Raw genomic sequence first — 26,122 nt, 5'->3', positions numbered from 1 at the left:
CGGCGCTTACGCCGGATCCCTGCGGCCACGTCGGGCCAATGCGATGATGGCTGCCCGTGGAAGCAAGTTGGGGTTCGGTACTGACCAAGCTCATCGCGCTGGCGGCCGTCATCGCGCTCTCGCCGATCACGGTCGTTCCGGCGGTACTGGTCTTGCACGCCCCCCGGCCGCGCCCGGCCAGTCTCGCCTTCCTCGCCGGATGGGTCCTGGGGCTGGCCGCCCTCACCGCGGTGTTCGTCAGCGGCTCGGCGCTGCTCGGCGGCCTGCACCGGGCGCCACCGACGTGGGCGTCCTGGGTGCGGGTGGCGTTGGGGTCGGCGCTGATCGCGTTGGGCGCCTACCAGTGGCTGACCCGGCATCGTCACGGCAGCATGCCACGCTGGATGCGGTCGTTCTCCACACTCAGCCCGCCACGCGCCGGACTGACCGGGGCGGTGCTGGTGGTGCTGCGACCCGAGGTGCTGATCATGTGCGCGGCGGCCGGCCTGGCCATCGGCAGCAGCAGCCTTCGCGCGGCCGGCCAGCTGGTCGCCGGGGCATTGTTTCTCGTCATCGCCGCGTCCACGGTCGCCATCCCCATCCTGGCGTATGTCGGCGCCGGTGATCGGCTCGACGATGCGCTGGAACGCCTCAAAGTGTGGATGGAGGAAAACCACGCCACCCTGCTCGCCGTCATCCTCGTCCTGATCGGTTTGATGGTGCTCTACAACGGGATTCGCGCCCTGTAGATTGCTGCGCATGGCAGGTAGCTGGGGCACCGTGCTCACGGGGCTCGTTCCGCTTGGGCTGGTCATCTCGCTGTCGCCGCTCACCGTCATCCCGGCGGTGCTGGTGCTGCAGGCGCCGCGGCCGCGGCCGACCGGCCTGGCGTTTCTGAGCGGCTGGGTGCTGACCCTCGCCGCGCTGACGGCGCTTTCCGTCGCGGCCTCCGGCCTGCTCGGCGGGCTGGACAAGTCGCCGCCGCGGTGGTCTTCCTGGCTGCGCGTGGTGCTGGGGTCGGCGCTGATCGTGTACGGCGTCTACAAATGGCTGAACCGGCGCGGCCACGCCGAATCGCCGGCCTGGATGCGCTCGTTCGCGACCATCACCCCGACCCGGGCCGGGATCATGGGGGCGGTGCTGGCCGTGGTGCGGCCCGACGTGCTGCTCATCTGCATCCCGGCCGGGCTGGGCATCGGCACGGCCGGGCTCGGCCTCGCCGGGGACTGGGTGGCCGCCGCGTTCTTCGTCGCCATCGCGGCGTCAAGCGTCGCGATCCCGATACTGGCCTACGCTGCGGCCGGCAGCCGTCTAGACGACACGCTCGCCAAGCTCAAAGACTGGATGGACCGCAACAACGCCGCCCTGCTCGCGGCGGTCCTGGTCCTGATCGGTGCGATGGTGCTCTACCACGGAATCGACGCCCTATAGCCGCCGTCGGTCAGGCCGGCCTCCTCCTCGAGCCGGTTGATCGCGCCGAAGGCGTATTCGCGGACCAGCTCCCGGCCGTAGTCGGCCAGCATGCCCACGTAGCCCTTCGCCGCCCACTGCCGGCAGTGCCGCTCCTCGTGGTGCAGCACCCGGTCCAGGTCGAGCCGGCTCTCCACCGGCCTGCCGCCGGCGTGCACGTACCAGGCGTGCCCGGACTCGATGATGCGGCGAAGCCACCCGGCGGGGTCGGTGACGGCGCCGATGTTGACCATGAAGATGTCGCCCCACGTGGTGCCGGCCCGCCGGCACAACTGCCGTTGGATCCAGTTGCCGCCCAGGCCCATGAGGATGCCGTTGGGCGTCGTCACGAGGCGCCCGCCGTTGCGGTCGACGAACCCGACGTCGCGGGTGTAGGTCCAGCGATTTGCGTTCTGCCGCAACATGATCCGGGTGATTTCCGCCTGGCTGTAGGGCGTTGGGGGAAAATCGGTGCGCCACGCCCGGTTGCTGCCGTAGCCGGTGCCCGCGTTCAGGATGTAGGTGCTGCGCACCGCCGCGCGGGCGTCGCCGCCGCGGGTGCCCCGGGGCAGCAGGAAGAAGGATTTGCCGGCCGGATCCCTGATCTCCGCCATCCGCCCGAGCGGCCGAAAGGTGTCCGGGGTGATGGCGTGCCGCCGGGCGATCTCCGCGACGACGGCCGGGGCCACGCCGCGGCGCGCGGCGTTGTCCCGCCATGCCTCGAAGTAGCCCGGTGCGTCCATGTCCGCCAACCAATTTAGGGTGTAGCGAATGAACTGGCGGCCCAGGCGACGTGCGCGCGGCATCGAACAGATCACCCGGGGCCTCGGCACCCTTGACCGGGAGATCTTCGACGCGATCGCCGAGACCGACACCCCGCTGCTGGACATGGTCATGCCGCCGCTGACCCGGGCGGCCGACAACTCGAAGCTGTGGTTCGCCATCGCCGCGGCCATGATGGCCTCGGGAAAGCCGAGCGCCCAGCGCGGCGCGACGCGCGGCGTCATGACGCTGGCGGCCACCAGCCTGGTCACCAACCAGGTCGCCAAACGCATCCGCCGCCGCCCGCGTCCCGGGTACGAATTGGTGCCGCTGGTCAGGCAGGTCCGCCGCCGGCCGACGTCGAACTCCTTCCCGTCGGGGCACTCCGCCAGCGCGGCCGCGTTCGCCGTGGGGGTCGGTTTGGAGAATCCGATGCTGGGATTCGGGCTGGCGCTGCTGGCCGGGCTGGTCGGGCTCTCGCGGGTGGCGACCGGCGCGCACTACCCGGGCGACGTCGTCGCCGGGTTCGGCATCGGGGCGGGCCTGGCGGTGCTGGGCGGTCGGCTTGTCCCGCCGATCGTCGAGACCGCCCTGCCCAAAACCGAACCGCTCCGGGTCGAGACGCCCGAACGGCCCGAGGGTTCCGGGGTGGTGCTGGTGATCAATCCCGAGTCGGGCAGTGGCACCGGGGCCCGCGTCGTCGACGAGGTACGCGAGGCGCTGCCGAAGGTGGACATCCGGGAACTGGGCCCAGACGACGACCCGGCCGAGGTCTTGCGCGAGGCCGCCGCGAGCGCCGAGGTGCTTGCGGTAGGCGGGGGCGACGGCACGGTGGCGACCGCGGCCGGGGTGGCCATCGAGGCCGGACTGCCGCTGGCGGTGTTTCCCGCCGGCACGTTCAACCATTTCGCCAAGGACATCGGCTGCGAGACGGTGTCCAAGACGGTCGATGCGATCCGTCGCGGCAGCGTGTCGTGCGTGGACCTGGTGTGCCTGAACGAAAGTCAGATGGTCCTCAACACGGCGAGCATCGGCGCCTACCCGACCTTCGTGCAGCAGCGCGAGAAACTGGAGAAGCGCATCGGCAAGCCGCTGGCCGGTCTGTACGCGATGCTGCACACGCTGCGTCACGACCAGCCCGTCCGGATCTCGTACGACAACAAGACGCTGCTGACGTCGCTGTTCTTCCTAGGCAACTCGCTGTACCTGCCGACCGGGTTCGCGCCGTCGCGGCGGACCCGGATGGACGACGGCCTGATCGATGTGCGCATGCTCGACGCGGGCCGGCGGTGGTCGCGGACCAGGATCCTGACCGCGCTCGCGCTGGGGCGGTTGGAGCGCAGCCCGCTCTATCACGAGCTGCAGGTGCCGGAGTTCAGCTTCGTCGCGGTCGACGGCCCGACGGTCATCGCGTGCGACGGCGAGGTCGGCGACGAATACGAGAAGGCCAGCTTCACCGCCAAATACCGGGTGCTTCCGGTATTCCGCCCCTGCGTCTAGGACCCCTCGGTCAAGTCCCGCACCTGCGCATAGCGCTCCAGCAGTTCGGGCGCGGGGCCGGCGGTGTATTCGTCGGTCCGGGGCGGGCGCCAGCCGGGCGGTTTTGGCGATCCGCTCAGTGCCCACGCGGCCTGCCGCGCGGCGCCCAACGCGACGTATTGGGCGGCGGCCGGCACCAGCACGGGCACGCCGAACACCGCGGGGGCGATCTCGCGTAGCGCCCGCGATCGGGCGCCGCCGCCGATCAGCAGGATGCGGCGGGTGACGACGCCGTGCGTGGCGAGGTGGCTGAGGCCGTCGGCCAGCGCGCACAGCAGCCCCTCCACGGCGGCCCTGGCCAGGTTGGCCGGCTTCGCGTTCCCCACCCGTAGGCCGTGCAGCGCGCCAGAGGCGTTGGGGCGGTTGGGTGTTCGCTCACCCGCCAGGTAGGGCACCAGGACCAGCCCCGCGCTGCCCGGCGGCGCCGCCAGCGCGAGCTCCGACAGCGCTTCGTGATCGACACCGAGCATCGCGGCGGCCGCGTCGAGCACACGCGCGCCGTTGAGGGTGCACACCAGCGGCAGGTAGCGCCCGGTGCCGTCGGCGAATCCCGCGACGAAGCCGGCGTCGTCGCGGACTGGGTCGGCGGTGACCGCGGCGACCACCCCCGACGTCCCGACGGAGACGATGACGTCGCCCTCTTCGGCGCCCAGGCCCAGCGCCGCGGCCGCGTTGTCCCCGAGGCCTGCCCCGAATGTGGTTGTGCCACTTACGGTTGCGCCCGACGGCCCCAGCACGGTAGGCAGCCGCGGGCGGCGGCCGCGCAGTGCCAGCTCGAGCAGGTCGACGCGGTAGGCGCCGCTCGCGGCATCGAAGTAGCCGGTGCCGCTGGCGTCGCTGCGGTCGGTGGTCAGCGCCGCGATGTCGGTGTCGTCGCGCAGTCGCCACGTCAGCCAGTCGTGCGGCAGGCAGACGGCCGCCGTGCGGTCCGCGTGCCGCGGCTCGTGGTCGGCCAGCCAGCGCAGCTTGGCCACCGTGATCGCGGCCAGCGGCACGACCCCGACGGCTTGCGCCCATGCGTGGGGGCCGCCGAGTTCGTCGACGAGCGCGCGCGCCGCGTCGGCCGAACGCACGTCGTTCCACAGCAGCGCGGGCCGCACCACCCGGCCCGCCTCGTCGAGGCACACCATTCCGTGTTGCTGCGCGCCGACGGCGACGGCCTCGACGCCGTCCAGTCCGCCCGCGGCCGCGATCGCCCCTCGGGCGGCGGCTTCCCATGCGGCCGGGTCGATCTCGGTCCCGTCAGGATGCACGGCGCTGCCCTCGCGGACCACCTCGCCGGTGGCGGCGTCGCAGATCAACACCTTGCAGGACTGCGTCGACGAGTCGATGCCGGCGACCAGCGTCATTCGCGGGCCCCGACGAGTGCCCGCAACGTGGCGCGCGCGCCGTGCCGGTGCAGCGAATCCAGGGCCCACAGGTACGGCTCGAGGAAGCGGGGTTGGTCGATGAGGTCACCGAACACCGCACGGTTGGCGAGAAACGCGGCCGGGTCCTCGCGCTGGGAGCGGGCGATCGGGACGAGGGTGTCGGCGAGCCGGTCCACCACCTCGATCGGCCGGCCTTCTTCGTCGACGCCCTCGGCGTAGCGCGCCCAGCTGGCGACGATCGCCGCGGCCAGCCGCACCGGGCCCCCGCGCCGCAGATTGTCGGCAACCACCGGCAGCAGCCACTTCGGGATGCGGTCGGACGAATCGGCGCACAACCTGGCGACCGTGTCGCGCACGTAGGCGTTGGCGAACCGGGGGATCAGCCCGGCCTTGAAGTCGGTCAGCCCCGGGACGCGCACCAGGGTCGGCATCGCCTCGGATTCCATGTAGCGGTCCAGGAATTCGGCGATCAGCGGGTCCTGGGCGGCCTCGTGCACCAGCCGATACCCGGCCAGGTAGGCGAAGTAACACAGCCCCTGATGGCTGGCGTTGAGCAGCCGCAGCTTCATCGCCTCGTACGGCGACACGTCGTCGACCAGTTGGACGCCGGCCTTCTCCAGTGGGGGCCGGCCGTCGGCGAAATGGTCTTCGAGGACCCACATGGCGAATGGCTCGGCGACCACCGGCCACGCGTCTTGCACGCCGAATTCGGAGTCCAGCCGGTCGATCACGTCGGACGTGGTTACCGGCGTGATGCGGTCGACCATCGAATTGGGGAACGTGGTGTGCTCGCACATCCACTGCGCGAGTGCGGGATCGAGCCGCTCGGCGCGTGACATGAACGCGTGCCGGGCCACGCTCCCGTTCTCGACGATGTTGTCGCACGAAACGATCGTGGGGGAGGGCAGGCCCTGTTTCCGCCGCCGGTTCAGTCCCTCGGCCACGAGGGGGAACACGTCGCTCAGCGGCGGGCGGTAGCCGCCTTCGGTGATGGTGAGCGAGACGATGCGGGTGGTGGGGGTGGCGAGGAGCTCGATCACCGCCTCGGGATCGTCTGGCGCGTAACGGAAGTCAACGATCGAACCGATGACCCGTGGCTCCCGGGTGCCGTCTGGGTGTTCGAGGACCAACGTGTAGAGGTAGTCCTGGGCGCGCAGCACGTCGCGCATGCGCCGGTCACCCGGCAGCACGCCGACGCCGCAGATTCCCCAGTCCCGGGCCAGTCCATCGCTGAGCAACCTGTCGATGTACATGGCCTGGTGGGAGCGGTGGAAGCCGCCGACGCCGAAATGCACGATGCCGACGCCTATTTGGCTTCGGTCGTAGGCCGGGACGGGGATGTTGAGGGCGCCCAGGTTGCGCGCGCTCAGCTCCATTCCCGGAACTTAGCTCACCGCTATGCGTTAGGGCACAGATCGCGCAAGGCAAAAATCACGACGTCCGCGGCCTGGCGACCGTTGATCCCGCCGGTGCCCTGGTCGGCGTCCGAACGTTGTATGGCCAGGCCCTCAAGCTGCTGCGGGGAGGCGCCCCAGGAAAGCTGTTGGCACAGATCCGCGCCCATCTGCAACAGCGCGTCGTCGCCACCGTTGACGGCGTGGATGCCGGCGTTGTGCAGGTCATTGAGGAAGGCAGCCGCGTCGGCCCGCGCCGGGCTGGCCCAGCCGATCCCCGCGGCCAGAAGTGGGCCCCCTGCGAGGGCTGCTCCCATGAACCGGCCGTAGCGCCGCTGTGCTGCCATCCGTGTCTCTCCTTCGTGCCGGGCCCGATCGCCGATGATGCACTTTTACACGAAAACAGGGCGAAACACGCTGGGAAGATCGATCCCGAGGATGAATTGTCGGCAAAGACCGGTGGCCGGACGTCGGCGCAGGTTCGCTCAGGCGTCCGGGCACAGATCTTGCACGGCGGCATCGACGACGGCGTCGGCCTGCTGCGGGGTGATCCCGTGGGCGCCTTGCCTGCTGTCGGAGCGCTGCACCGCCAGGCCCTCGATCTGCGATGGGGGAGCGCCCCACGACAGCTGCTGGCAGACGCTCAGGCCCATCTGGACCAGCGCCTCGTCGCCGCCGCTGACCGCGTGGATGCCGGCTTTGTGCAGGTCGTTGATGAAAGTGGTCGCGTCAGCCTGGGCCGGGCCGGCCGCCATCACCCCCGCGACCACGAGTGCGCCCCCCACCAGCGCTGTGCTCAGGAATCGGCCGCAGAGCCGCTGTGCTGTCATGGCGCCATCTCCTGTCCGTTAACCCCTTGGTTCCCTATTGTTCACTTCTATAGAACCTCCCGTACATCTCATGTCACCGAAAATTTCCTGTGAATGAGCTGCGCAAAACTCGGCTCAGCGTGACTCGAAGGGCGGGCCCCAGCTCGCCTCGGCAAAGGCCTCTCACTCGTGACGCCCTTGTGACGTCACCGTTTGGAAACGGCGCGGTGCGGCGTGTCCGGCGTTTCATGTCGCGTGACGACAATTGGCTCGTCGTCGAAAGACGGCTATGCGGTTCTGCTGCACCAGATGGTTATGTGAGCGCGAATAAAGGAGAGTCGACGCTGATGGCGATCGTCGATCGGTTCAACGTGAAAGTAGTTGCCAGCCTTGGGTTGTGCGGAGCCGCACTTGCATTGAGCCCGACTGCGGCGGCCACTCCCCTGAAGACGGGCGGTTACGCCTGCATCCAGGGGCAGGCGGGTGAGGCCGGTGCGCCGTTAGCCGGCGGACCCGGTGCCGCCGGTGCCGGAGGGGCCGCGGCTGCGGGCGGTGCGCCGACCGCGGAGGTCTGCACGGCCAGCGCGCCACTGACCGACATGGCGGGTGTCCCCCTGGCCGTTCCGGGCCCGCTGCCGGTGGGCGCTCCGCTGCCGGTGCCGTTGGGCGGCCCGTTGCCGTTGCCGCTGGGCGCGCCCCTGCCGCTGGGCGCACCGTTGCCGATCGCTCCGGTGGTGCCGGCCGGTGCTCCACTGGTCGCCCTCGGTGGTCTGGCCGCCGGCGCTCCCCTCGACGCGGCCGCCGGAGCCCCACTCATCGACATGTCCGGGGTGAAAGACGCGCCCACGGGCCAGGCGCCGACGGGCGGACCCCAGCCCGGTCAGCCCGTCGCGCCCGGTCCTTCGCACTGACAGCCCTCTCGACCGAAAGGACCCGCTGGCCGCCGCCGGCGGGTCCTTTCGTATGTGCGGACTCCGGGCGGCGAACGTGAAGTTAGTTTCACAGTCGAATGCGAGCGTGAAACCTACTTCACACTCGGCAGAGGATGAGGTGTCGCGAAGGCTATTGACAGTGGAGAGCCCGGGCCGCTCAGGAAGGCGGCCGCTCCCAGAGGTCTTGCTTGACGATCACCGGGTCACCGACGTTGACCGTGTTGTAGTACCACTCGGCGTCTTCGGGGCTGAGGCTGATGCAGCCGTGGCTGACATTCTCCAGCCCCAATGAGTTGACGGCCCACGGGGCGGAATGCACGAAGAGGCCACGGTTGGTGATCCGCACGGCGTAATCGACGTTCAGCATGTAGCCGTTCGGGTCGTCGACGGGAATGCCGACACTGCTCGAATCCATAAGCACTGAACGGTCTTTGGACAGAACGGTGTAGTTACCGACCGGCGTCGGGAATTCCGGCCTGCCCATCGAAGCCGGCAGCATGCCCTCCTCGCCGAAGTGGGGACGGTGGTGGGGAGTAGGCGGTGGGGTCGCATCCACTCCGTCGACGCTCACTTTGAAGGTGTGGTCCGTGATGTTGGCGACCCCGACGACCTTGGGACCCGTTTTGAATTCCGTGGGCTGGCCGTCCACCGCGAGTGCCACGGTGGTGTGCGCCGGCCAGTAGTGGTCCGGAACCCACTGCACGACTTTGTTGTCGAGCCATTCGAATCTTCCGGTCATCGGGGGCGTCGACTTGACTCCGATGGCTCGCTCGGCGGCGTGCCGGTTGGCGACGGGTGCGTCGAACGTCACCAATATCGGGTGCGCCACGCCCACCGTCGCGTCCCGCGCCGGCAGAACCGACGCGATGGTGAAGTCATGCGGCCTGTTCGCCGCCGCCATGCTCGTGCCAGTCGGCCCCGCAACCACACTCGCAGCGACCCCAACCGCCGCAAGAACACACCGAACGTCCGCCCGCATGGCTCCGATTCCTTTTAACTGACAGAGTTGTAATAGGAGGATCGTAAACGGGCGATGACCAGCGGAAGCGCAAGGGCGCGTTAGCATTTGGTCAAGCCTCGGTCACGTTTCGGCCACGGGCGTTTGGTTCGGCAATGTGGCTCTGCGCTGGAGGTTCAGCGGCGCGGGATCTCGGCTCCTGCGAAGGCGGTCGCTGGGTCGGATCAGGTGTGTGGACACTGGCCGTGGTCCTGGTCAAGGCCCACTCGGGAAGTGGCGTGTTCGGCATGGCACCACCCGTTGGAGCGCGAGCGGCGCACCCCGCGGGTGATCAAAGCGACGCCGCCGCCGGCGAGGAAGGCGATCAGCGCGACCTTGAGGATGAGCAACTGTCGCCCAGCGCTTTTCGCTGGTGGCGGTCTGCTCTCGCCGAGGGTGGACCGAGCTACGGGATGGGCGGGATGGTCGGGATCACTGGAATCCGTGGTATGCGCGGAATCGGTGGTACCTGCACCGAAGTCGGCGGACTGTTCGTAGACGACGGTGGTGGCGGTGCCGGTGGCGACGTCGTGGCTGCTGACGTGCTGCTCGTCGGCGGCGGTTCGGTGGTGGTCGGTGGCGGTTCGGTTGTCGTGGGCGCGGGCTGGGCGCTCGCGGGCGGCGGCGCAGGCGCCACCGTGCTGGTCTGCACGGGGGCCTGCTGCACCGGGGCCGGGTTCGTCTGCACCGGGGAAGGCGGCTGTGATGGTTGCGGCGTGGTGGCGACGCCGGGAGTCGGCGTGGCCGGTGTGCCGGTGGAGCCGTGGCTCAAAGAAAGAATGATCACCGCGCTGAGAGCCAGCACCGCCGCCGCCGCGCCGAGAACCAGCACCAATGGCCGTCGATACCAGGCCGTGTCGGCGGGGCGGGCCTCGTCGGGGATGGGTTGTTCCTCGAACCGCAGCTCGGGCCGGGCGTAACCGGTCTCGTCGCCGAAGTGAAATGGCGGCGCGGTGGATGAAGCCAGCGCGTCGTCGCCCGCCCGGCTCGGGGATGGGTTGGCAGCCAGGGGCAACAGCCCCGATTCGTCGCCGGTCTCCGACCATGCCAGTGCGGGCATGGCAGCGGACACCGGCGCAACGTCCTGCAGGGTCGGCTCCGCCAGTGGCGGTGGCGCCGCCACGCGGGCTGCCGCGGCCAATTTCGTTGCGCTGTCGTCGGCCGGCCCGCGGGCTGCCCGCAGCGCCGCACCGGTGGCGGCCGCCAGCTGGGGCCGCGGTGACGTGATGACCGGCACGCGACCCTGCTCGGACAACCGCGCGGTGACCTCCGGGATCGCCGCGCCGCCGCCCACCGAGGCGATGGCAACCAGGTCGGTCGGGCGGATCCCGTTGCGCGCCAAGGTGTCTTGCAGAACCTGGACGAATTGATCCAGCGGCTGATTGATCGCCTCGTTGAGTTCGGTCCGGGTGAGCCGGATATCCCCGCGGAAGCCCGGCAGGTCGGCGGGCAGCGTGGTCGCGGTGCTGGCGGAGAGGCGCTGCTTGGCTGCCCGGCATTCGGCCCGCAGCCGGGTCAGCGATCCGATCGCCGACGTGGCCGAGACGTCGATGGAACCGGCGGACGACAAATCGGCCACGATGTGGGCAAGCAGGGCTTGGTCGATCAGTTCCCCGGAGAAATCGGTGTGGCGAACCGTGGCGCCGATGGGCTGGTAGCCGTTGGTGGCATCGGCAAGGGTGATGCTGGTTCCGCTGGCGCCGAAGTCGCACACCGCGATCACCCCGCGGATGGGCAGACCCGGGTTGGTCTGCAGGGCGGTCAGCGCCCCTGCGGCATCCGAGATCAGGGACAGGGATTCCGAACCGCCCGACCATTCGGGCACCCGGCTCAGCGCCGTGCGCAACGCGTCCACCGCGGCGGGGCGCCAGTGCGCGGGATAGGCCACGGCCGTCGCCTCCGGCAGCGGGTGCCCGCCGGTCGCAGCGTAGGCGATGGCACGCAACGCGTCGGCGAGCAACACCTCGCCGCGATGCGTCGAGCCGTCGGCGGCCACGATCGCGACCGGGTCTCCCACCCGGTCGACGAAATCGCTGACCACCAAGCCGGGCTCGTCGAGATGGGGGTTCTCGGAGGGAACGCCAACCTCGGGCGGCCGATGTGGGTACAGCGTCAGCACCGACGTGCGTGTCACTGCCCGATCCGCCGTTATGGCTGCTAGGTTCGCGGTCCCGGCCGATAGGCCCAGCCCCCGTCTTGCTTCCGTTGACATATCGTCCAATTCAGGTGTCCGCCGGCGTGCGTATGCGCGGCCACGACAATGTATCGGCAGCCAACCTATAGCAGGCCGGCGCTGTCATCCGTTTCACACGTCAATCGCGGGCGCCGGGGCATCAACGCGGCCCGATCCCGACATCGTGCGCCGCGAAAGTCGCAACCATCGCTTCGGCGCTGCGCACCGCCGCGCGGCACGCCCTGGTGGTGAACGGGTCGTTGAGCGGGTGCTCGGCGCGGCGGCGCCAACGTTGGGCCGCGGCGAACGCCGCGCGTGGCGCGTCATGGTGCGCCTCGGGGGCCAGCCCCAGTCGGCTGGCTGCGTCGGTGCCCGAACCGCCGATGATGCGCCGCAGCGAGGCGAGCTCTTCGTCGTGGAACGCCGTCGAGCGCGAATGCAGTTGGCTGAGCAGGCGCAGTTCCTCGAAGGCGTGGGTGTCGGCGAGCAACGGGTCGATGTCGGCGAGGATGCGCGGCGTGCCCGCGATCGGGTTCGCCTCCACGAACCGGCGCAACGACACCAGCGCGGTGTGTGCCTTGAGCATGTCGGAGCGCTGCGCGAATTGCTGATCGATGACGCTGCGCAACGCGACGAGCCCGCTGCGTTCCAGCAGCTCATTGGCGAGCCCCGCCGCGTCGGTGACACCGGCCTTGAGCACGGCGACCGAGATCCGGACGCCGAACATGCCGAACCGCTCGAGCAGCCGACCGCGCGTGCCGGCATCCACCGGCAACGGGCTGTCGGGACGGACGAAGCGGTCCGCACTGAGCATCGCCTTGTGTAGCTCGGCGGCGTCGACACCGGCGAGTTTTTGCAGCGCGACGAACTCCGGCTGGCGCAGCGTGCGGGCGGTCAGAGCCAACAGCCCCGACACCGGCACCACCGCCTGGCAGACGCCCGTCTGGGTCAACTCGCGGGTGAACCTTTTGGCCACGTCTTCGGCCGAGAGCATGGCGTCGATCCGCCCGGCGCCGATCTCGTCGGCCCGCGACGCCACACCGACGATGCCCAGCGCTCCGGCCGCCCCTCCAACGAGGTCACCGATCTGCTTGAGCAGCGCGATGTCGGCGGCGTTGAGGGTGCGCAGCAAGAACACCACCGCGTCCACCCGCGGCATCCCGTCCTCGGGCACCAGCAGCCGCAGCGTGCGCGCGGAGACGTCGCGCGCCAGCGACGAGGTCCCCGGCGTGTCGATGATCGTGGCGGCGATCAGCTCGTCGGCGGGCCATTGGACGTCGAGGTCGACCACGTCGTCCGGGTTCAGCCTGCTCAGGTCGAAGCCGAGGCCGCCGTCGCGCATGATCGGCACATCAGAACGGCGCCCCCCACGGTGGTTGGCGATGACCTTCGGTGTCGGGCCGTGCCGAAACCAGGTGACGATCCGGGTGGCCTCGGTGGCATCCGTGGGCGCGACAGTTTCCCCGACCAGCGCGTTGACCAGAGTGGACTTGCCGGCCTTGAGGGTGCCCGCCAGTGCGATGCGCATCGGTTCGTTGAGCCGGGCGGCGATGCGGTGCAATTCGTGGAAGACGTCGGGCCGCTCGCGGTAGGCCGGCTCCGCCTTGTAGGCGCGGACGGTTCCGCCCAGGATGGCGCGGACCTGCTCGCTGGTGCTCACACCCGTGTCACCGCGAGCGCGAGCTTGTCGACGTTGTCGGTGACCTGGGTCAGGATGTTCAACTGCCGCTCCAACTCGCGGATTCGGTTGTCGCGCTCGGTCTCCTCTAACCGCGCGGCGGCGATGGTCGCCTGCAGCGATTCGTTGAGCGAGCGGGTGGCCTGGTTGGCGATGTCGCGGTAGTGGTCCCGCAGCTGACGTTGGATCGTCTTGAGCCGGTCGCGCGACTCCTTGCCGACCACGAAGGACACGTCGTCGACGAAACGCCGGAGGTTGGTCTTGGCCTCGTTGCGGGCCCGCAGCAGCCGGTTCTCCTTGTCTTCCTTGTAGGCCATGCGGCCCATCACCAACCCGGCCCCCACCGACAGCGGGTTGAACAGGCCCAGCCCGGCGACCGAGGACAACATGCCGACCATCACCATGCCGCCGTAGGAGCCGCGCATCCCCGTCACCACCTTGTGGCCTTTGCCCATGGGCTTGGACTCCAGCCGGGCCAGCGACTTGAGCTGCCCGAACTCCGCGCCCATGGCGTGCGCGCTGAGCTCGGGCATGGCGACCGCACCCAGCCCCGCCTCGACGAACACGCGGGCCACTTCCTGGGCGAGGGCCTTGGCGCGCTGGTAGGCCCAGACGAAATTGTCGCCGACGGCGGTGGCGACGGCGTTCTCCACGTCCACGCCGATCTCGGCCCAGTGCCGGGTCGGGTCGCACGAGTCGATCACCCGTTCGGCGTGCTCGGTGATGGCCCGGAAGCGTGCCCGCAGATCGTGGTCCACGTCGCCGGTCAGGTCGGCGATCCCGTCGTTGAGCAACTGCTGCCACAACGCGGTCTGCTGCAGCGCGTCCTCGGCCTCCCGTTTGCGTTGCTCCAGGTCCTCGGTGAGCCGCCCTCCGACGTCGGCGTCGCTGAGCGCGGCCAGCTCAGAGCGCACGGTAAGCGTCAAATGCTCTGCCGCAGAGTTGATTTCATCCAGGACCTGGTCTCGCAGCTGGTCGCTGCGGCGGGCCAGCACGTCCTCACTGAGAAACTTGACTATCGCCGGGAAGTTGGACTCGTCGTTGAGTTCCTTGTCGTTGAGCGTGATGGCGTGGCTGCGCAACAGCGACGACACCGGAAGCACCCGCATCGGTACCTGGGCGCGCTGGAGGTGTCCGATGTTGGCGTTGACGATCTCGCGCCAATGCGGATACAGGTCGGTCTTGGTAGCCAGCAGCACCCCGACCGGGCAGATTTGATGGGCCTGCTGCACGAACCGCATTTCCGGCTCGGTCAGTTCCTGGCTGGTGTCGCTGACCATCAGGATCGCGTCGGCGTCGGGCAATAATCCCAGCGTCGCCGACAGGTGCGGCTGACCGTGACCGCCCACGCCAGGCGTGTCGACGAAGGTGAGTCCCCCTTGCAGCATCGGGCTGGGCGCGCCGACCTCCACGCGGAGCACGTCGCGGCCGGCGGCCTGCGGAGCCTGACGCAGGTCCGTCTGCAGCTCGGCGACCGGGACGTCAGCGGTGTCTGGTTCGCCGTTGGGGCCCGCCATAACGATCCGCGCAAACGGCGGGTCGCCGTAGGCGACGACAGTGATCAGCACCGTCGCCTCGTCGTCACCGACGCGCGCGACGGGCATGTTGAGCAGCGAATTGAGCAACTGGCTTTTGCCCTGCTTGAGCTGGCCGGCGATCACCACCCGGATGTGGGGGTCGGTGATGCGTTCGCGGGCCCACGCGAGCCGCTGGCTCAGGTCGCCGCGGCCGTTGAGGTCGGCGATCGTGCTGGTGTGATCGATCAGTTCGACGATCACGTTGACCCGGCGCGGGTCATCAGGCTGAGTCACCGGGTCGCCCTACTTTCTGCGTTGGACTCCGAAACACCGTATGCCCACCAACCGGCGGGGACCTCGTAAGGTCCCCGCCGGTTCGCGGCGATGCCTCTGATCAGAACCCGGTGTGCGGGTCCACCGGGTGGTGTGCGATCGGGTCGCTGTGGACCGGCGTGTGCGATGCCGCCGGGTCGTAGCTGTTGTGGTCGAACACCGAATGACTCGAGGCGTCGGCGGCCGACTGGCCCGACGCGTCGAACGCCGTGTGGCCCGACGGGTCGGCGACCGCCGACGTGCCCTGCAGGGCCGAGTGTGCCCCCACCGATGCCGCGCTATGGCCGGCGGCCGCCCCGCCCGGATCCGCGTGCGCGGGGGTGCTGGGACTCTGAATGACAGAGGAGCCGCCGCCCGCGGCCGCCGCGTGGCCACCGGCCGTGGCCGCAGAGCTGGTGTCGTGTATGACGCCGCTTTGGTCCGCGGAGACGTGGCCGGTGCCGGCGCCGCCGCCGCTGACGTTGGTGCCGCCGCCCAGCGCAGCGCCCTCGTGGCTGAGAATGTTGCCCTGCGCGTTAGCGCCGGCGCCAGCCGCTGCACCGCCACTGGCACCGACCTGAGTTGCCATACCGGTTTCGGCGGAGGGAGCCGTCGGCTGAGCGCCGGCGTGGCCACCCAGCGCGGCGCCTTCGCTGTTGAGGATGCTGCCGTGCGCGCCGCCTTGGCCGCCTGCGGCGATTCCGCCTTGGGCGCCGGTCAGCTGGGTGCCGGTCAGCTGGCTGCCGCCGCCGAGCGCTGCGCTTTCGTTGCCCAGGAAGCTGGCGTGACCACCGGCGTTGGCTGCGAGCGCTGCGTTTCCGGCGGCGCTGGCTTGAGCGCCCAGGCCGACATTGCCTAACGAGCTGGCTTCCGCTTGAGCCCCGGCAGCACCGCCGACGGTGGTAGCGCCGCTGACACCGCCAAGAGCGGAGCCGCCACCCGAGCCGAACGCGCCACCGCTGGTGCCGAGGGTCGTGCCCCCGGCGCCGCCTGCCTGACTGCCGTAGCCGCCGTTCGCCTGGCCGCCGTAGCTGCCGCTCGCCTGGCCGCCGGCCTGGCCGCCGTAGCCGCCGTTCGCCTGGCCGCCGTAGCTGCCGCTCGCCTGGCCGCCGGCCTGGCCGCCGTAGCTGCCGCTCGCCTGTCCGCCGGCCTGACCGCCGTAGCCGCCGCCAACGCGGCCGCCGAAGCCACCGCCAGCCTCACCCTCGGTGCTCGCCTGACCACCAGCTCCGGCCTGACCGCGACCTCCGGCCTGACCGTCCGCTCCAACCTGGCCGCCAAAGCCACCGCCGATTCGCCCACCTGCTTCACCGCGACTACCGCCAGCGATACGGCCGCCGGCTCCGCCTTGCCATCCGGCGTCGCCAACGGCACCGAAGCCTCCGCCGGCGTGGGCGCCGATGCCCGCGCCCGCGTCGCCACCGATACCGAAGCCTCCGCCGGTCTGGCCACCGCCGCCGCCTTGCCATCCGGCTTCGTCACCGACGCCGAAGCCTCCGCCGGCCTGGCCGCCAAAGCCCGCGCCGATGCCCGCGCCCGCTTCGCCACCGATACCGAAGCCTCCACCGACTTCGCCGCCGGCTTCACCGCCAAGGCCCGCGCCCCCGTCGCCACCGATACCGAAGCCTCCGCCGGCTTCACCGCCAAGGCCCGCGCCCGCTTCGCCACCGAGACCGAAGCCTCCGCCGGCTTCACCGCCAAAGCCTCCGCCGAGGCCCGCGCCCGCGTCGCCACCGAGACCGAAGCCTCCGCCGGCTTCACCGCCAAAGCCTCCGCCAAGGCTCGCGCCCGCGTCGCCACCGATACCGAAGCCTCCACCGGCTTCACCGCCAAAGCCTCCGCCGAGGCCCGCGCCCGCGTCGCCACCGAGACCGAAGCCACCGCCGGCTTCACCGCCAAAGCCTCCGCCGAGGCCCGCGCCCGCGTCGCCACCGATACCGAAGCCTCCGCCGGCTTCACCGCCAAAGCCTCCGCCAAGGCCCGCGCCCGCGTCGCCACCGATACCGAAGCCACCGCCGGCTTGGCCGCCAAAGCCACCACCGACGCCGTAGCCGACCTGCGCGCCCAGGCCCACTGCGTCGGACAACTCCGCACCGCCACCCAAGCCGGCGCCGACGTCGGCGCCAAGGCCAGCAGCAGCCTCACCACCAGCCGCCGCGGAAACATCTGAGGCCGCTGCGAGACCGAACTGACTGGCCACCGCTTGCTGCAGACCAACGATGGGGTCGCCGTCACCAATTTCCAGCCCCGGCACCGCACTGGCCGCCACAAGGGAGACCTGGGCGGGGGACACGTCAGCAAACCCGGCTTCATTCAGCGCCTGCTGCGGGGAGGCAGCGAAAGCCCTGGCCGCGTCTTCGCTGCGGAACAGGCTAAGGATGTAGTCGATCAGAGAGCTCACGTCAGTGCCTTTCGATTGTGACTCGTTTGAGCCGTTGCCGGTGCTTACGCCGACGTTCCGACACTCAAGCTAGGCGCTTCTTGTCAGGCCGGTAACGGGGCCGAATCCCCCAGTGGTTTGCGCCCCTGGCGGGATCACTCAGTCCATGCCGTTAGGGGATTAGGGGGTGGTTAGGGACAAGGTGGAGCTTGGTCGGATACCCCCCATCGACGACATTTCCCCACTTCAGGACCATAACGGCCGACAATTGCGGTCGTCGCCCAAGTCGATAACGAATCGAAATCACCCGAAGTGTGGGTCGAGTCCGTATCCGTGATGATCGTTCTCGACGGTGTGGCCGTCGGCCCCGGAGTGATCCCATAGACCCTGGCCGTCCATCCCGAATCCGCCGCCGTGCAGTGGCTGATCAGGCATTTCGTCGGGCGCAGCGATCGTGACCGATGGATCATGCAGCTCGACCGGCGCTAGATGCTGATCTGTCCCGGCCCCGGGCGCTTCGCCGCCGACGGCCGGCGGGTGGTCGATGACGTGGCCGGTCGGGCCGGGCCAGGCGGCTCCCGCCGGTTCATGGACCGGCACGTGTGCCGGGAACGCGTCGAACGCGGCCGTGGCCGCACCGCTCGCCCAGACATTGCCGTGCTCGGTGGCACCGCCGCCATCGCCCGGAGTGGACATCGACAGCGAATCCGACACCATCGGGATCAAGTGATTCACATCGGCGCTGGTGACGCCGGTCAGGTGAGCCTCAGCGATCGCTTGCGCGGGATCTGCCGCGTAGCGCGCGGCGGCTTGCGGGTCGCGCACGAGTGACATCACAAAGTCAAGCAATGCATTTGCCATGACACGCCTCCAGCGTGTGCTCCGTTACCGTCAACGCCTACCCGCAGCCAAAACCCAGCCGTTTCCCGGAATGCTATCTGCCGGCGGCAGCGCCGTGATCGGTGTGCGCCCACCCCGCCCGGTCGCAGCGTTAGGGGATCCCCCATTAGGGGATCACGGTGCCTACGGGGATTATGATGACCGGCGCGGCGGGGCAGCGCTAGGGTAGGCAGCGGCCGCCGAAGCCAGGCACCCGAATCGAGACAGGGACGTGCGTTATGGGCAACTCGCTCGGGTCGGCGAATCGCCCGCCCTACACGGCCACGGTGGCGACGGCGCTCACCGATCACCGACCGCCCACCGGCGTCACGCCCGGATAGCCCCCAACGTGGCCAGTCCGGACATTGCGGCCTCCAACGACATCCCGGCCGCCGCGCGTCGCATCATCAACGCGCTCGCGGACGGAGCGCGCACCCCGGTCAAGGTTCTCGTCAGCGGCGGGATCGGCACGGGGAAGACCACCGTCCTCGCCGCCGTTCGAGATGCCCTGCGTGGCGCCGGGGTGACGGTGCTGACACGCCCACCGCGCGGCGGAGAGCGCCCGGACGCGGCGGTGGTAGTCGATGACGCACAACTCTTGACCGACGGCGAGTTGCTGGCACTCGCGGAGCGAATCGCCGATCCCGCCGCGACGGTCGTGGTCGCCGCCGAACCGTACGAGCAGCACGCCGCGCTGCGGACGCTGGCCGCGGCACTCGATCGCGAGTCGCCGCGCCTGTCGTTGGGTCCGCTGCCCGTTGCCGACCACCTCGTGGACAGCACCGCGGGGCTGCCATTTTTGGTGAGGGCGGTGGCCGACACCACACAAGACCCGTTGCAGGCGGCCAAGTTTGCGTTGATCGATCGGCTGCGCCGCATCGACGAACCGGCGTTGGACGCACTGCTCATCGCGTCGTTGAGCCCCGGTTTGGGCACCGCCGATGTTGCTGCTGCACTGGACATCTCGACGACCGAAGGGCTGTTGCTTGTCGACCGGGCGCGCGCCAGCGGGCTGATTGAGCCCTCGCACAGCCCGGGCTTCATGCGGTTGGTGCACGACGCCGTTGGCCAGCTCGTCGGCAACGCGCACCACCACCAAGTCGAAATCGCACTGTTGCGTTCCCAGCTCGCGATGTCCACGTTGTCATCGGACCTCGCGCTGCGTCTCGCCGAACACGGACTGCGAGACGACGAGCTGGCGAGCTTCCTGCGCCACGCGGCGACCGAGGCCCGCGAGTCCGGCCGGGCAGCCCGGCTGTACCGGGCGGCGGTCGGCGTCGGCGCCGAAGGGCTGTCATGCCGGCTGGCCGACGCGCTGGCCTTGACCGGAGACTGCGCGGGGGCGGCGGCCTTGGCCGATGATCTGCTGAGGTCGGCCGACGCTGCCGAACGTGCCGCTGCGGTGCGGGTGGCCGCCAGCGTCGCCGCGCACGACGGCCATGCGGGGCAGGCGGCCGACTTGTTCGGCTGGCTGGGTCCCTACCCGGATGCGGTGGTGGGCGCCGCCGGCGCGATCACGCTGGCCGCGACGGGAGACCTCACAGCGGCGCACGCGGCGCTGCGGGTCCCGGGAGGGGGGCCACCGACGGCGGCTGCGCGAGCTGCCCGCGGCCTCGCCGAAGGCCTGCTGATGAGCATGAAAGAGCCGTACCCGGTCGCGGTGGCGAAGCTTGGCCAGGCGATCGCCGTGGCCGGCTCGATGGGCGAAGTCATCCCCGATAGCGCGGCCGCCTTGGTCACGCTGGCTGCGCTGCACGGCGGCGATCCGGTGCGGGCGCGCAGCATCATCGGTCGCGCGGTGCGCACCGGCGGTGACGGCCTCTTCGAGCGCCGGCACCGGCTGCTGCTCGGCTGGACGAAGATGTGCGACGGCCAGCTCGCCTCCGCCGGCGCCGATGCCGACGCCGCCTGCCTGGGTGCGGCCACCGACCTGCATCGGCGCGACGCGCTATGGGCGGCGACGCTACGCACCGCGATTTCGCGTCGCAGCGGCGACAGCGGGGCGCTGCACAAGCATTGGTATGCGGCGATGGAGGTGCTCGCCGAGTACTCCATCGACTTGTTCACCCTGCTGCCGTTGGGTGAATTGTGGGTCGCCGCGGCCAGGATGCGCCAGGTGACCCAACTGCGCCACACCCTGGATCTGGCATTCGGATTGTTGGACTCGCTGGGCAACCCGGTCTTGTGGTCGGTGCCGCTGCACTGGGCGGGCGTGCATGCCGGAATCCTCACCGGCTCACCGGAGTCCGTGGCACCGCACGGGCGGGCCCTCACCGCGGCGGCCTCCCAGAGCGTGTTCGCCCAAGCGTTGGCGGGTGCCGGTCGTACCTGGCTGCGGGTGCTCGCCGACCAGGTCGACGCCGACGAGGTGACCCTGGCCGCCCGCTCTCTGGCCCAGTTCGGGTTGACTTGGGATGCGACCCGGCTTGCCGGTCAAGCCGCGCTGCAGACGCCGGATGCGCGCGTGTCGGGCGAGATGTTGCAGCTCGCCCGTGATCTCAAGCTGGTCGCCGCGGTGGATGAGACACCCGATGACGAGTTCGGCTCTGGCGCTTCGAAAGTGACCCGCCAGCCGACGTCGGCCTCGCCGTTATCCGCGCGGGAACGCGAAGTCGCCGAGCTGCTTCTCCTGGGCTTGCCGTATCGCGACGTCGGCCGTCAGCTGTTTATCTCGGCCAAAACCGTCGAACACCATGTGGCGCGGATCCGCCGCCGGCTCGGCGCCGGCTCGCGTTCCGAGATGTTGTCGATGCTGCGCGCAATATTGGCTTCGTAGCACTGCTTTGGATTGCGCCGACGGCGGTCGGGTGCGAGCCTCGGCTACGGGCGCTTGGGATGGAGCCGATGACGGGAATCGAACCCGCGTATTCAGCTTGGGAAGCTGATGTTCTGCCATTGAACTACATCGGCGCTGTCGACAACGAAGGCTAGCACCCGGAGGCAGATCCGTTGGGCGAGTAGTCCGTCGGCGTGCGGCCTACCCGGCGCCGTCCAGGCCTGCGATGAATGCGCAGGACGGGGGAATGGCCGCTGACCCGCAAATTCCAGAACCGATGTTTATTCTTTCGTGATCTTGTCGTAATGTGCCTTGGGTGGGTCGGCACCGATTAGCCAAGAAGCGGCGTAAATCACCGCTGCTGCTGGCAGGGCTGCTGGCCCCCGCCGCGGCGTTCTTCGCGGCGGCGGGAGATGGCGGCCCATTCGTCCCTCGGCACGACCCCATCCCCGTTATTGGCGACACCGGACCCTGTTGCCTAGAAATCGTCGCGGCGAAGCCGACCGCGATTGTGCTCGCGTCGGACGTGTCCCGCACCGACGGCATGGCTCCGCCCCTCGCCGCCTCGAGGTATCACACGCGATCGCGCTTCTTACCCGCCGGGCTCGCATCGGAACAGGGCCTCCAGGTGAGGACCATCCTGGTCTCCCGCAGCATCAGCGCGACGTTCCCCGAGATCCACGAGATCGGCGGCGTGCGGCCCGATCCGCTGCCCTGGCATCCGCTCGGTCTGGCCCTCGACGTGATGATCCCCAACCCGCAGAGCGCCGAGGGCATCGCCCTGGGCGACGAGATCGTCGCTTACGTGATGAAGAACGCCCGCCGCTTCGGGATCCAGGACGCGATCTGGCGCGGCGTCTACTACACCCCCGGCGGGGCGCAACCCAGCAGGCTCGGTCACTATGACCACGTCCACGTCACGACCACTGGCGGTGGTTACCCCAAGGGCGGGGAGATGTACCTCGCCGACTGAACGGCCGGCGGCGCGCAGCGGATAGGCTCGTCGCGTGCTGCTCTCCGATCGTGACCTCAGGGCCGAAATCTCCGCCGGACGGTTGGGCATCGACCCCTACGACGACACCTTGGTGCAGCCGTCCAGTATCGACGTCCGCTTGGACTGCATGTTCCGGGTGTTCAACAACACCCGGTACACCCACATCGACCCCGCCAAGCAGCAGGACGAGCTGACAACGTTGGTCGAACCCGTGGAGGGGGAGCCGTTCGTGCTGCACCCGGGGGAGTTCGTGCTCGGGTCCACGCTGGAGTTGTTCACGCTGCCCGAGGACCTCGCGGGCCGGCTGGAAGGCAAGTCGTCGCTGGGCCGGCTGGGCCTGCTGACGCACTCGACGGCCGGCTTCATCGATCCGGGTTTCAGTGGTCACATCACGCTGGAGCTGTCCAACGTCGCCAACCTGCCGATCACGCTGTGGCCGGGCATGAAGATCGGTCAGCTGTGCATCCTGCGGTTGACCAGTCCGGCCGAACACCCTTACGGCAGTTCCCAAGTAGGTTCGAAGTACCAGGGCCAGCGAGGACCCACGCCGTCGCGCTCCTATCAGAACTTCATAAGGACTACATAGGTTCTGGGGCGCTCCCGCACCCGCTTTCTGCGCGATACTTAGTTAGTCGTGGTTTTTTCCTCCGCCTGACCACGGTTCATCTCGCAAGACCTTTGGAGGGGTTTGTCTTGGATATCGTGCTCGGGGTGTCGATGGCACCGGCATCAATCCAAATGGTTGTGCTTGAAGGCGAATACGCCGACGGCGCCACGGTGGAAGAGGACGTCTTCGACGTCGCCGCCGCCGATGAAGCGGCCACCGCGAGCGCGCCGGATCAGGTGCTCGCCGCCATCCTGGGCACCCGCGAGGGCGCGGCCGAAGCCGGCCTCGAGGTGTCGTCCATCGGCGTGACGTGGACCGACCAGCTGGAAGCGGCGACATTGCACGACGCGCTGGCCGCCCACCGCGTCGAGCACGTCATGCTCGTCTCGGCCTTTCTGGCCGCGACCGCGTTGGCCCAAAATGTCGGCGGGGCAATGGGTTACGAGCGAACCGCGGTGATGTTCGTGGAGCCCGACACAGCGACACTGGCCGTCGTCGAGACCTCCGACGGGTCGATCCCCGACATCTACAAGCAACCGCTCTACGCCGAGTCGTATGACCAGGCGGCCGCGCAACTCGGCGGCATGATTGCCGGGCTGGAGAAGCTGGAAGCGGCGCCGGACGGCGTGCTGGTGGTGGGCTCCGGCGTGGACGTCGGCCCGCTGAAGCCGGCGCTGCAGACGGCGACCTCCCTGGCGGTGAGCGTTCCCGAGGAGCCGGAGACGGCGCTGGCCCGCGGCGCCGCGCTGGCGTCGGCCAACGCACCGCTGTTCGCCTCGTCGACCGCCGCGCTGGCCTACGCGCAGGACCCCGGCACCGGCGCCGTCGACCAGCACTCGCTGCCCGAATACCTTTACGCGCCATTCGCGCCGGAGCCCGGGGATGACGAGCTCGCCTACAGCGCGGTGCCGGACGAGGACGCCGACTCGCCCACCGTCGTCATCGAGAAGCTCTTCATGCCCGAAGAAAACCAACCGCGGCGCAGGCCTGCCCTGCTGATCGGCAGCGGGCTGGCGGTCGCCGGCATCAGCGCGGTGTTGGCGCTGGAGATTGCATTGGCGATCGGCATCCGCTCGACCGGGACCGTCGCTTTGCAGCCCACGCCCGGCCAGCACCTCATCGTCCCGACGCAGGAGCCGCCGGCGCCCGCTGAGGCTTCGGCCCCGGCGGCGAAGCTCAACCAGCCGGAGCCGGTGGCGGCGCCCAAGCCGATGACCCCGCAGTTCGCCGCGCAGCTGCCCGCGGCCCCTCCACCGCCCGCGGCACCGCCCATTCCCGCGGCCCCGCCTCCGGTGCCGGTTCCCGTCGTGATCCCGCCGCTGGTGCCGGTTATCGTGCCGCCGGTCCGCGTGCCCAACCCGGTTGTGGTGAGCCCGCCAGTCATCCAGGCTCCGCCGCACGTGTCGCCACCACCGCAGGTGTTGCCCCAGCCGCCGGTGCATCTTCCGCCGCTGCAGTCGCCTCCTCACCAAACGCCGCCGGGGCAAGGCACGTCGCCGGTTCCGGAGGGCTCGGGCGGTTCGACTGGTGGGCATGTGCCGCCGCCGGGTTCGGGTGCGGGCGGTTCTACTGGTGGGCATGTGCCGCCGCCGGGTTCGGGTGCCGGCGGTTCTACTGGCGGTCATGTGCCGCCGCCGGGTTCGGGTGCCGGCGGTTCTACTGGCGGTCATGTGCCACCGCCCGGCTCGGGCACGGGCGGTTCCACCGGCGGTCATGTGCCGCCGCCTGGTTCGGGTCCCGGTGGACTCGGCGGTGGTCACCTGCCACCCCCAGGTGAGGGTGGTCTCGGCGGCGGACACGTTTCACCCCCGGCCGGCGGGCCGGGCGGATTGGGCGGCGGACACGTTACGACCCCGGGTTCGGGCGGCGGTGCGCCCTCCGGGCCTGGTGGCCTGTTCGGCGGCGGCGGCCATGGCGGCGGACCCGCCGGTGGTATCGGCGCTCCGGGTGGCGGCGGCTTCGGCGGTGGCCACAGTGGTGGCGGCGGCCTGGGTGGTGGCGGCCTGGGTGGTGGCGGCCTTGGTGGTGGCGGCGGCCACAGCAGCGGCGGCTTCGGCGGCGGCGGTGGCGGCGGGCACAAATAGCCCGCGACCACCGAAGCTCACCTAGCGGCGCCCAACCGATTCGCGTGATGGTTGAGGTGTTGCGCGGCCAGGGCTTTGGCAGCGCCCAGGGCTTTGGCGGCGCCCGTGGATTCGGTGGTTTCGGCCACAGTTAGCCGGGTCCGACGCCGGGGTAGACCCATCTTCGCGCGCTAGGGTGGCGACTTAGGGGTGGCGCGGCAGAGCTGCGAAAGTCATCCGGCCGATTCTCGAAGTGACTAAGCCCCGTAGTGGCAACGCAGGTGTCGTCGCACGGGCACGGCAATTGATTTGGAGGAGCGGTGGACGTCGTACTTGGCGTGTCTATGGCGCCTGAGACGGTCCGCATGGTTCTCGTCGAAGGCGAGGCTGCCGGTGGGGTGACCGTCGACCAGGACGACTTCCGCCTCACCGATCAGACGACGGCGGTCGCGGCGGCGGACCGCGTGGTCGCCGCGATCCTCGGCACGCGCGAGAGCGCGACCCAGGGCGGCTATCAGCTGAAATCGAGCGGAGTGACCTGGACCGATGCGGCTGAGGCGGCCGCGCTGCGAAATGCGTTGGCGGCACGCAAGATCGAGAACGTCACGCTGGTGCCGACGGTGATGGCCGCGGCGGCGCTGGCTCAGGCGGCGGGCAGCGCGACCAATTGCGCGCGTACCGCGCTGCTGTTGGTCGAACCCACCACCGCGACGCTGGCCGTCGTCGACACCGCCGACGGGTCGGTGGCCGATGTGCGTCGGCATCCGCTGCCCAGCAGCGACGAGGCCGCGCTGGCGAAGCTGGCCGCGATGGTCTCGGGCGCCGAATCGATGACGGCGCGCCCGGACGGGCTGTTCCTGGTGGGCTCGGACGTCGACATTCCGTACATCAAGCCGGCGCTCGAAGCGGTGACGTCGCTGTCGGTGACCACGCCCGAGGAACCCGAGATGGCGTTGGCGCGGGGCGCGTCGCTGGCGGCGGCCAACGCGCAGTTGGGCGCGCCGTCCACGATCGCGATGCCCCACGCGGGGGATCTCTCGGCCGACAGCCGCGAGCTGGCCTACAGCGCCGAGTCGACGACCGGAAAGTCGCGGGCGACCGGCACCGACGGCGAGTCCGCCGCACACTCGCGCGAGCGACGCAGCCGGAGATCGGTGCTTGCCGTCGTCGCCGCGACGCTGATATTCGTCGGCGGTGTCGTGGCGCTGGCCGTGGCGCTGGCCGTCGACATCCGGCCGCACGCGCCGCAGCGCCCCGACATCACCCAAAACGTCGTCGCCCCCACCAACCAGGCTCCGCCGCCGCCAGCGACGCGCCCCGCGCCAACGCCATCTCGGGTTCCTCGGGCGTGGTCACCGACAGCGACGTCACCGCTTCGAGCGCCGGCTTGATGTACGGAATGTCGACGTCCGAGCCCACCAGGAACAGCCCGTCCGGGCGCGCCGTCCACGATCGCGATGCCCCACGCGGGGGATCTCTCGGCCGACAGCCGCGAGCTGGCCTACAGCGCCG

Annotated in this window: 22 protein-coding genes, 1 tRNA gene and 1 pseudogene; 11 read left to right on the top strand and 13 right to left on the bottom strand. The window is 70.0% G+C overall.

Annotated features, from left to right (window positions below; translation table 11 throughout):
* The first annotated feature begins 56 nt into the window (after positions 1–56).
* Both A5709_RS18430 and A5709_RS18425 read left to right on the top strand, forming a co-directional pair.
* Positions 57–728 (top strand): GAP family protein, encoded by a 672-nt coding sequence (locus A5709_RS18430; RefSeq protein WP_068121449.1) that lies wholly within the window; start codon positions 57–59, stop codon positions 726–728.
* A 10-nt stretch (positions 729–738) separates the two neighbouring features.
* Positions 739–1,410 (top strand): GAP family protein, encoded by a 672-nt coding sequence (locus A5709_RS18425; RefSeq protein WP_067947885.1) that lies wholly within the window; start codon positions 739–741, stop codon positions 1,408–1,410.
* Here the strand turns inward: A5709_RS18425 and A5709_RS18420 are convergent.
* Positions 1,386–2,171, bottom strand: coding sequence for a hypothetical protein (locus A5709_RS18420; RefSeq protein WP_068121444.1), 786 nt, complete (start codon positions 2,169–2,171; stop codon positions 1,386–1,388). The genes A5709_RS18425 and A5709_RS18420 overlap by 25 nt on opposite strands.
* A 28-nt stretch (positions 2,172–2,199) precedes the next feature.
* Here A5709_RS18420 and A5709_RS18415 point away from each other — a divergent pair, with 28 nt between their 5' ends.
* Complete coding sequence (locus A5709_RS18415; protein WP_068121438.1) at positions 2,200–3,690, top strand: bifunctional phosphatase PAP2/diacylglycerol kinase family protein; 1,491 nt, start codon at positions 2,200–2,202, stop codon at positions 3,688–3,690.
* Here A5709_RS18415 and A5709_RS18410 read toward each other — a convergent pair.
* From A5709_RS18410 to A5709_RS18395, 4 genes are all read right to left on the bottom strand, one after another.
* Entirely contained in the window at positions 3,687–5,078 is a 1,392-nt protein-coding gene (locus A5709_RS18410; protein ID WP_068121436.1) for an FGGY family carbohydrate kinase, read from the bottom strand. The genes A5709_RS18415 and A5709_RS18410 overlap by 4 nt on opposite strands.
* On the bottom strand, positions 5,075–6,475 hold the full coding sequence (locus A5709_RS18405; RefSeq protein ID WP_068121432.1) for a mannitol dehydrogenase family protein: 1,401 nt from the start codon (positions 6,473–6,475) through the stop codon (positions 5,075–5,077). Before A5709_RS18405 ends, A5709_RS18410 begins: the two co-directional genes overlap by 4 nt.
* A 20-nt stretch (positions 6,476–6,495) precedes the next feature.
* A complete protein-coding gene (locus A5709_RS18400; RefSeq protein ID WP_197500995.1) occupies positions 6,496–6,810 on the bottom strand; it encodes a DUF732 domain-containing protein in 315 nt (104 codons plus the stop codon).
* A 168-nt stretch (positions 6,811–6,978) separates the two neighbouring features.
* Positions 6,979–7,323, bottom strand: coding sequence for a DUF732 domain-containing protein (locus A5709_RS18395; protein WP_067947858.1), 345 nt, complete (start codon positions 7,321–7,323; stop codon positions 6,979–6,981).
* 326 nt (positions 7,324–7,649) lie between these two features.
* Here A5709_RS18395 and A5709_RS18390 point away from each other — a divergent pair, with 326 nt between their 5' ends.
* Complete coding sequence (locus A5709_RS18390; protein ID WP_068121429.1) at positions 7,650–8,213, top strand: hypothetical protein; 564 nt, start codon at positions 7,650–7,652, stop codon at positions 8,211–8,213.
* A 178-nt stretch (positions 8,214–8,391) separates the two neighbouring features.
* Here A5709_RS18390 and A5709_RS18385 read toward each other — a convergent pair whose 3' ends face one another.
* The 5 genes from A5709_RS18385 to A5709_RS28905 form a co-directional block, all read right to left on the bottom strand.
* Positions 8,392–9,213: an Ig-like domain-containing protein gene (locus tag A5709_RS18385; RefSeq protein WP_068121426.1), complete on the bottom strand. Its 822-nt coding sequence runs from the start codon at positions 9,211–9,213 to the stop codon at positions 8,392–8,394.
* Between the two features lie 424 nt (positions 9,214–9,637).
* Positions 9,638–11,443, bottom strand: coding sequence for an Hsp70 family protein (locus tag A5709_RS18380; RefSeq protein ID WP_068121423.1), 1,806 nt, complete (start codon positions 11,441–11,443; stop codon positions 9,638–9,640).
* A 121-nt stretch (positions 11,444–11,564) separates the two neighbouring features.
* Positions 11,565–13,064, bottom strand: a complete 1,500-nt coding sequence (locus tag A5709_RS18375) for a dynamin-like GTPase family protein (RefSeq protein WP_068121419.1) — start codon at positions 13,062–13,064, stop codon at positions 11,565–11,567.
* Positions 13,061–14,893, bottom strand: coding sequence for a dynamin family protein (locus A5709_RS18370; RefSeq protein WP_068121415.1), 1,833 nt, complete (start codon positions 14,891–14,893; stop codon positions 13,061–13,063). Before A5709_RS18370 ends, A5709_RS18375 begins: the two co-directional genes overlap by 4 nt.
* Before the next feature lie 100 nt (positions 14,894–14,993).
* On the bottom strand, positions 14,994–15,500 hold the full coding sequence (locus A5709_RS28905; protein WP_082975744.1) for a hypothetical protein: 507 nt from the start codon (positions 15,498–15,500) through the stop codon (positions 14,994–14,996).
* A 39-nt stretch (positions 15,501–15,539) separates the two neighbouring features.
* Between A5709_RS28905 and A5709_RS28900 the strand changes: the two genes are divergently transcribed.
* Both A5709_RS28900 and A5709_RS28895 read left to right on the top strand, forming a co-directional pair.
* Positions 15,540–15,770, top strand: a complete 231-nt coding sequence (locus tag A5709_RS28900; protein WP_231987004.1) for a hypothetical protein — start codon at positions 15,540–15,542, stop codon at positions 15,768–15,770.
* 15 nt (positions 15,771–15,785) lie between these two features.
* On the top strand, positions 15,786–17,081 hold the full coding sequence (locus A5709_RS28895) for a hypothetical protein (protein WP_231987003.1): 1,296 nt from the start codon (positions 15,786–15,788) through the stop codon (positions 17,079–17,081).
* Positions 17,082–17,171: 90 nt separating this feature from the next.
* Here the strand turns inward: A5709_RS28895 and A5709_RS28890 are convergent.
* Together A5709_RS28890 and A5709_RS18360 are read right to left on the bottom strand one after the other, a co-directional pair.
* Positions 17,172–17,312 (bottom strand): annotated as a pseudogene (locus A5709_RS28890) (IniB N-terminal domain-containing protein); the annotation flags it as partial.
* A 282-nt stretch (positions 17,313–17,594) separates the two neighbouring features.
* A complete protein-coding gene (locus A5709_RS18360) occupies positions 17,595–18,152 on the bottom strand; it encodes an IniB N-terminal domain-containing protein (RefSeq protein ID WP_068121406.1) in 558 nt (185 codons plus the stop codon).
* Positions 18,153–18,519: 367 nt separating this feature from the next.
* Between A5709_RS18360 and iniR the strand changes: the two genes are divergently transcribed.
* Positions 18,520–20,946, top strand: coding sequence for an isoniazid response ATPase/transcriptional regulator IniR (iniR, locus tag A5709_RS18355; protein ID WP_082974168.1), 2,427 nt, complete (start codon positions 18,520–18,522; stop codon positions 20,944–20,946).
* A gap of 60 nt (positions 20,947–21,006) precedes the next feature.
* Here the strand turns inward: iniR and A5709_RS18350 are convergent.
* Positions 21,007–21,080 (bottom strand) — tRNA-Gly (locus A5709_RS18350).
* 182 nt (positions 21,081–21,262) lie between these two features.
* On the opposite strand from A5709_RS18350, the gene A5709_RS18345 reads away from it, so the two are divergent.
* The 4 genes from A5709_RS18345 (at position 21,263) to A5709_RS18330 (ending at position 26,001) form a co-directional block, all read left to right on the top strand.
* Entirely contained in the window at positions 21,263–21,919 is a 657-nt protein-coding gene (locus A5709_RS18345) for a hypothetical protein (protein ID WP_197520192.1), read from the top strand.
* A gap of 34 nt (positions 21,920–21,953) precedes the next feature.
* Positions 21,954–22,526, top strand: coding sequence for a dCTP deaminase (gene dcd / locus A5709_RS18340; RefSeq protein ID WP_068121403.1), 573 nt, complete (start codon positions 21,954–21,956; stop codon positions 22,524–22,526).
* Positions 22,527–22,657: 131 nt separating this feature from the next.
* The gene (locus A5709_RS18335; protein WP_369827371.1) at positions 22,658–24,631 is read left to right on the top strand and encodes a hypothetical protein; all 1,974 of its coding nucleotides are present in this window, start codon (positions 22,658–22,660) and stop codon (positions 24,629–24,631) included.
* A gap of 299 nt (positions 24,632–24,930) precedes the next feature.
* Positions 24,931–26,001 carry a hypothetical protein gene (locus A5709_RS18330; RefSeq protein ID WP_369827370.1) on the top strand — a complete coding sequence of 357 codons (1,071 nt, stop codon included), beginning with the start codon at positions 24,931–24,933 and terminating at the stop codon, positions 25,999–26,001.
* Positions 26,002–26,122 lie beyond the last annotated feature (121 nt).

Origin of the sequence: Mycobacterium sp. E1386 (assembly GCF_001672745.1) — a bacterium.
Classification (GTDB): Bacteria; Actinomycetota; Actinomycetes; order Mycobacteriales; family Mycobacteriaceae; genus Mycobacterium.
The sequence above is the reverse complement of the archived record's forward strand: the minus strand, read 5'-3'. Positions and strand labels throughout refer to the sequence as shown.

Excerpts from the sequence above, each read along its gene's own strand:
- A5709_RS18410 (WP_068121436.1), bottom strand. The coding sequence starts at position 5,078 with ATGACGCTGGTCGCCGGCATCGACTCGTCGACGCAGTCCTGCAAGGTG.
- A5709_RS18415 (WP_068121438.1), top strand. The coding sequence starts at position 2,200 with ATGAACTGGCGGCCCAGGCGACGTGCGCGCGGCATCGAACAGATCACC.
- A5709_RS18425 (WP_067947885.1), top strand. The coding sequence starts at position 739 with ATGGCAGGTAGCTGGGGCACCGTGCTCACGGGGCTCGTTCCGCTTGGG.
- A5709_RS18385 (WP_068121426.1), bottom strand. The coding sequence starts at position 9,213 with ATGCGGGCGGACGTTCGGTGTGTTCTTGCGGCGGTTGGGGTCGCTGCG.
- A5709_RS18400 (WP_197500995.1), bottom strand. The coding sequence starts at position 6,810 with ATGGGAGCAGCCCTCGCAGGGGGCCCACTTCTGGCCGCGGGGATCGGC.
- A5709_RS28905 (WP_082975744.1), bottom strand. The coding sequence starts at position 15,500 with ATGGCAACTCAGGTCGGTGCCAGTGGCGGTGCAGCGGCTGGCGCCGGC.
- A5709_RS18420 (WP_068121444.1), bottom strand. The coding sequence starts at position 2,171 with ATGGACGCACCGGGCTACTTCGAGGCATGGCGGGACAACGCCGCGCGC.
- A5709_RS18360 (WP_068121406.1), bottom strand. The coding sequence starts at position 18,152 with ATGGCAAATGCATTGCTTGACTTTGTGATGTCACTCGTGCGCGACCCG.
- A5709_RS18390 (WP_068121429.1), top strand. The coding sequence starts at position 7,650 with ATGGCGATCGTCGATCGGTTCAACGTGAAAGTAGTTGCCAGCCTTGGG.
- A5709_RS18395 (WP_067947858.1), bottom strand. The coding sequence starts at position 7,323 with ATGACAGCACAGCGGCTCTGCGGCCGATTCCTGAGCACAGCGCTGGTG.
- A5709_RS18335 (WP_369827371.1), top strand. The coding sequence starts at position 22,658 with ATGGCACCGGCATCAATCCAAATGGTTGTGCTTGAAGGCGAATACGCC.
- A5709_RS18380 (WP_068121423.1), bottom strand. The coding sequence starts at position 11,443 with ATGTCAACGGAAGCAAGACGGGGGCTGGGCCTATCGGCCGGGACCGCG.
- A5709_RS18405 (WP_068121432.1), bottom strand. The coding sequence starts at position 6,475 with ATGGAGCTGAGCGCGCGCAACCTGGGCGCCCTCAACATCCCCGTCCCG.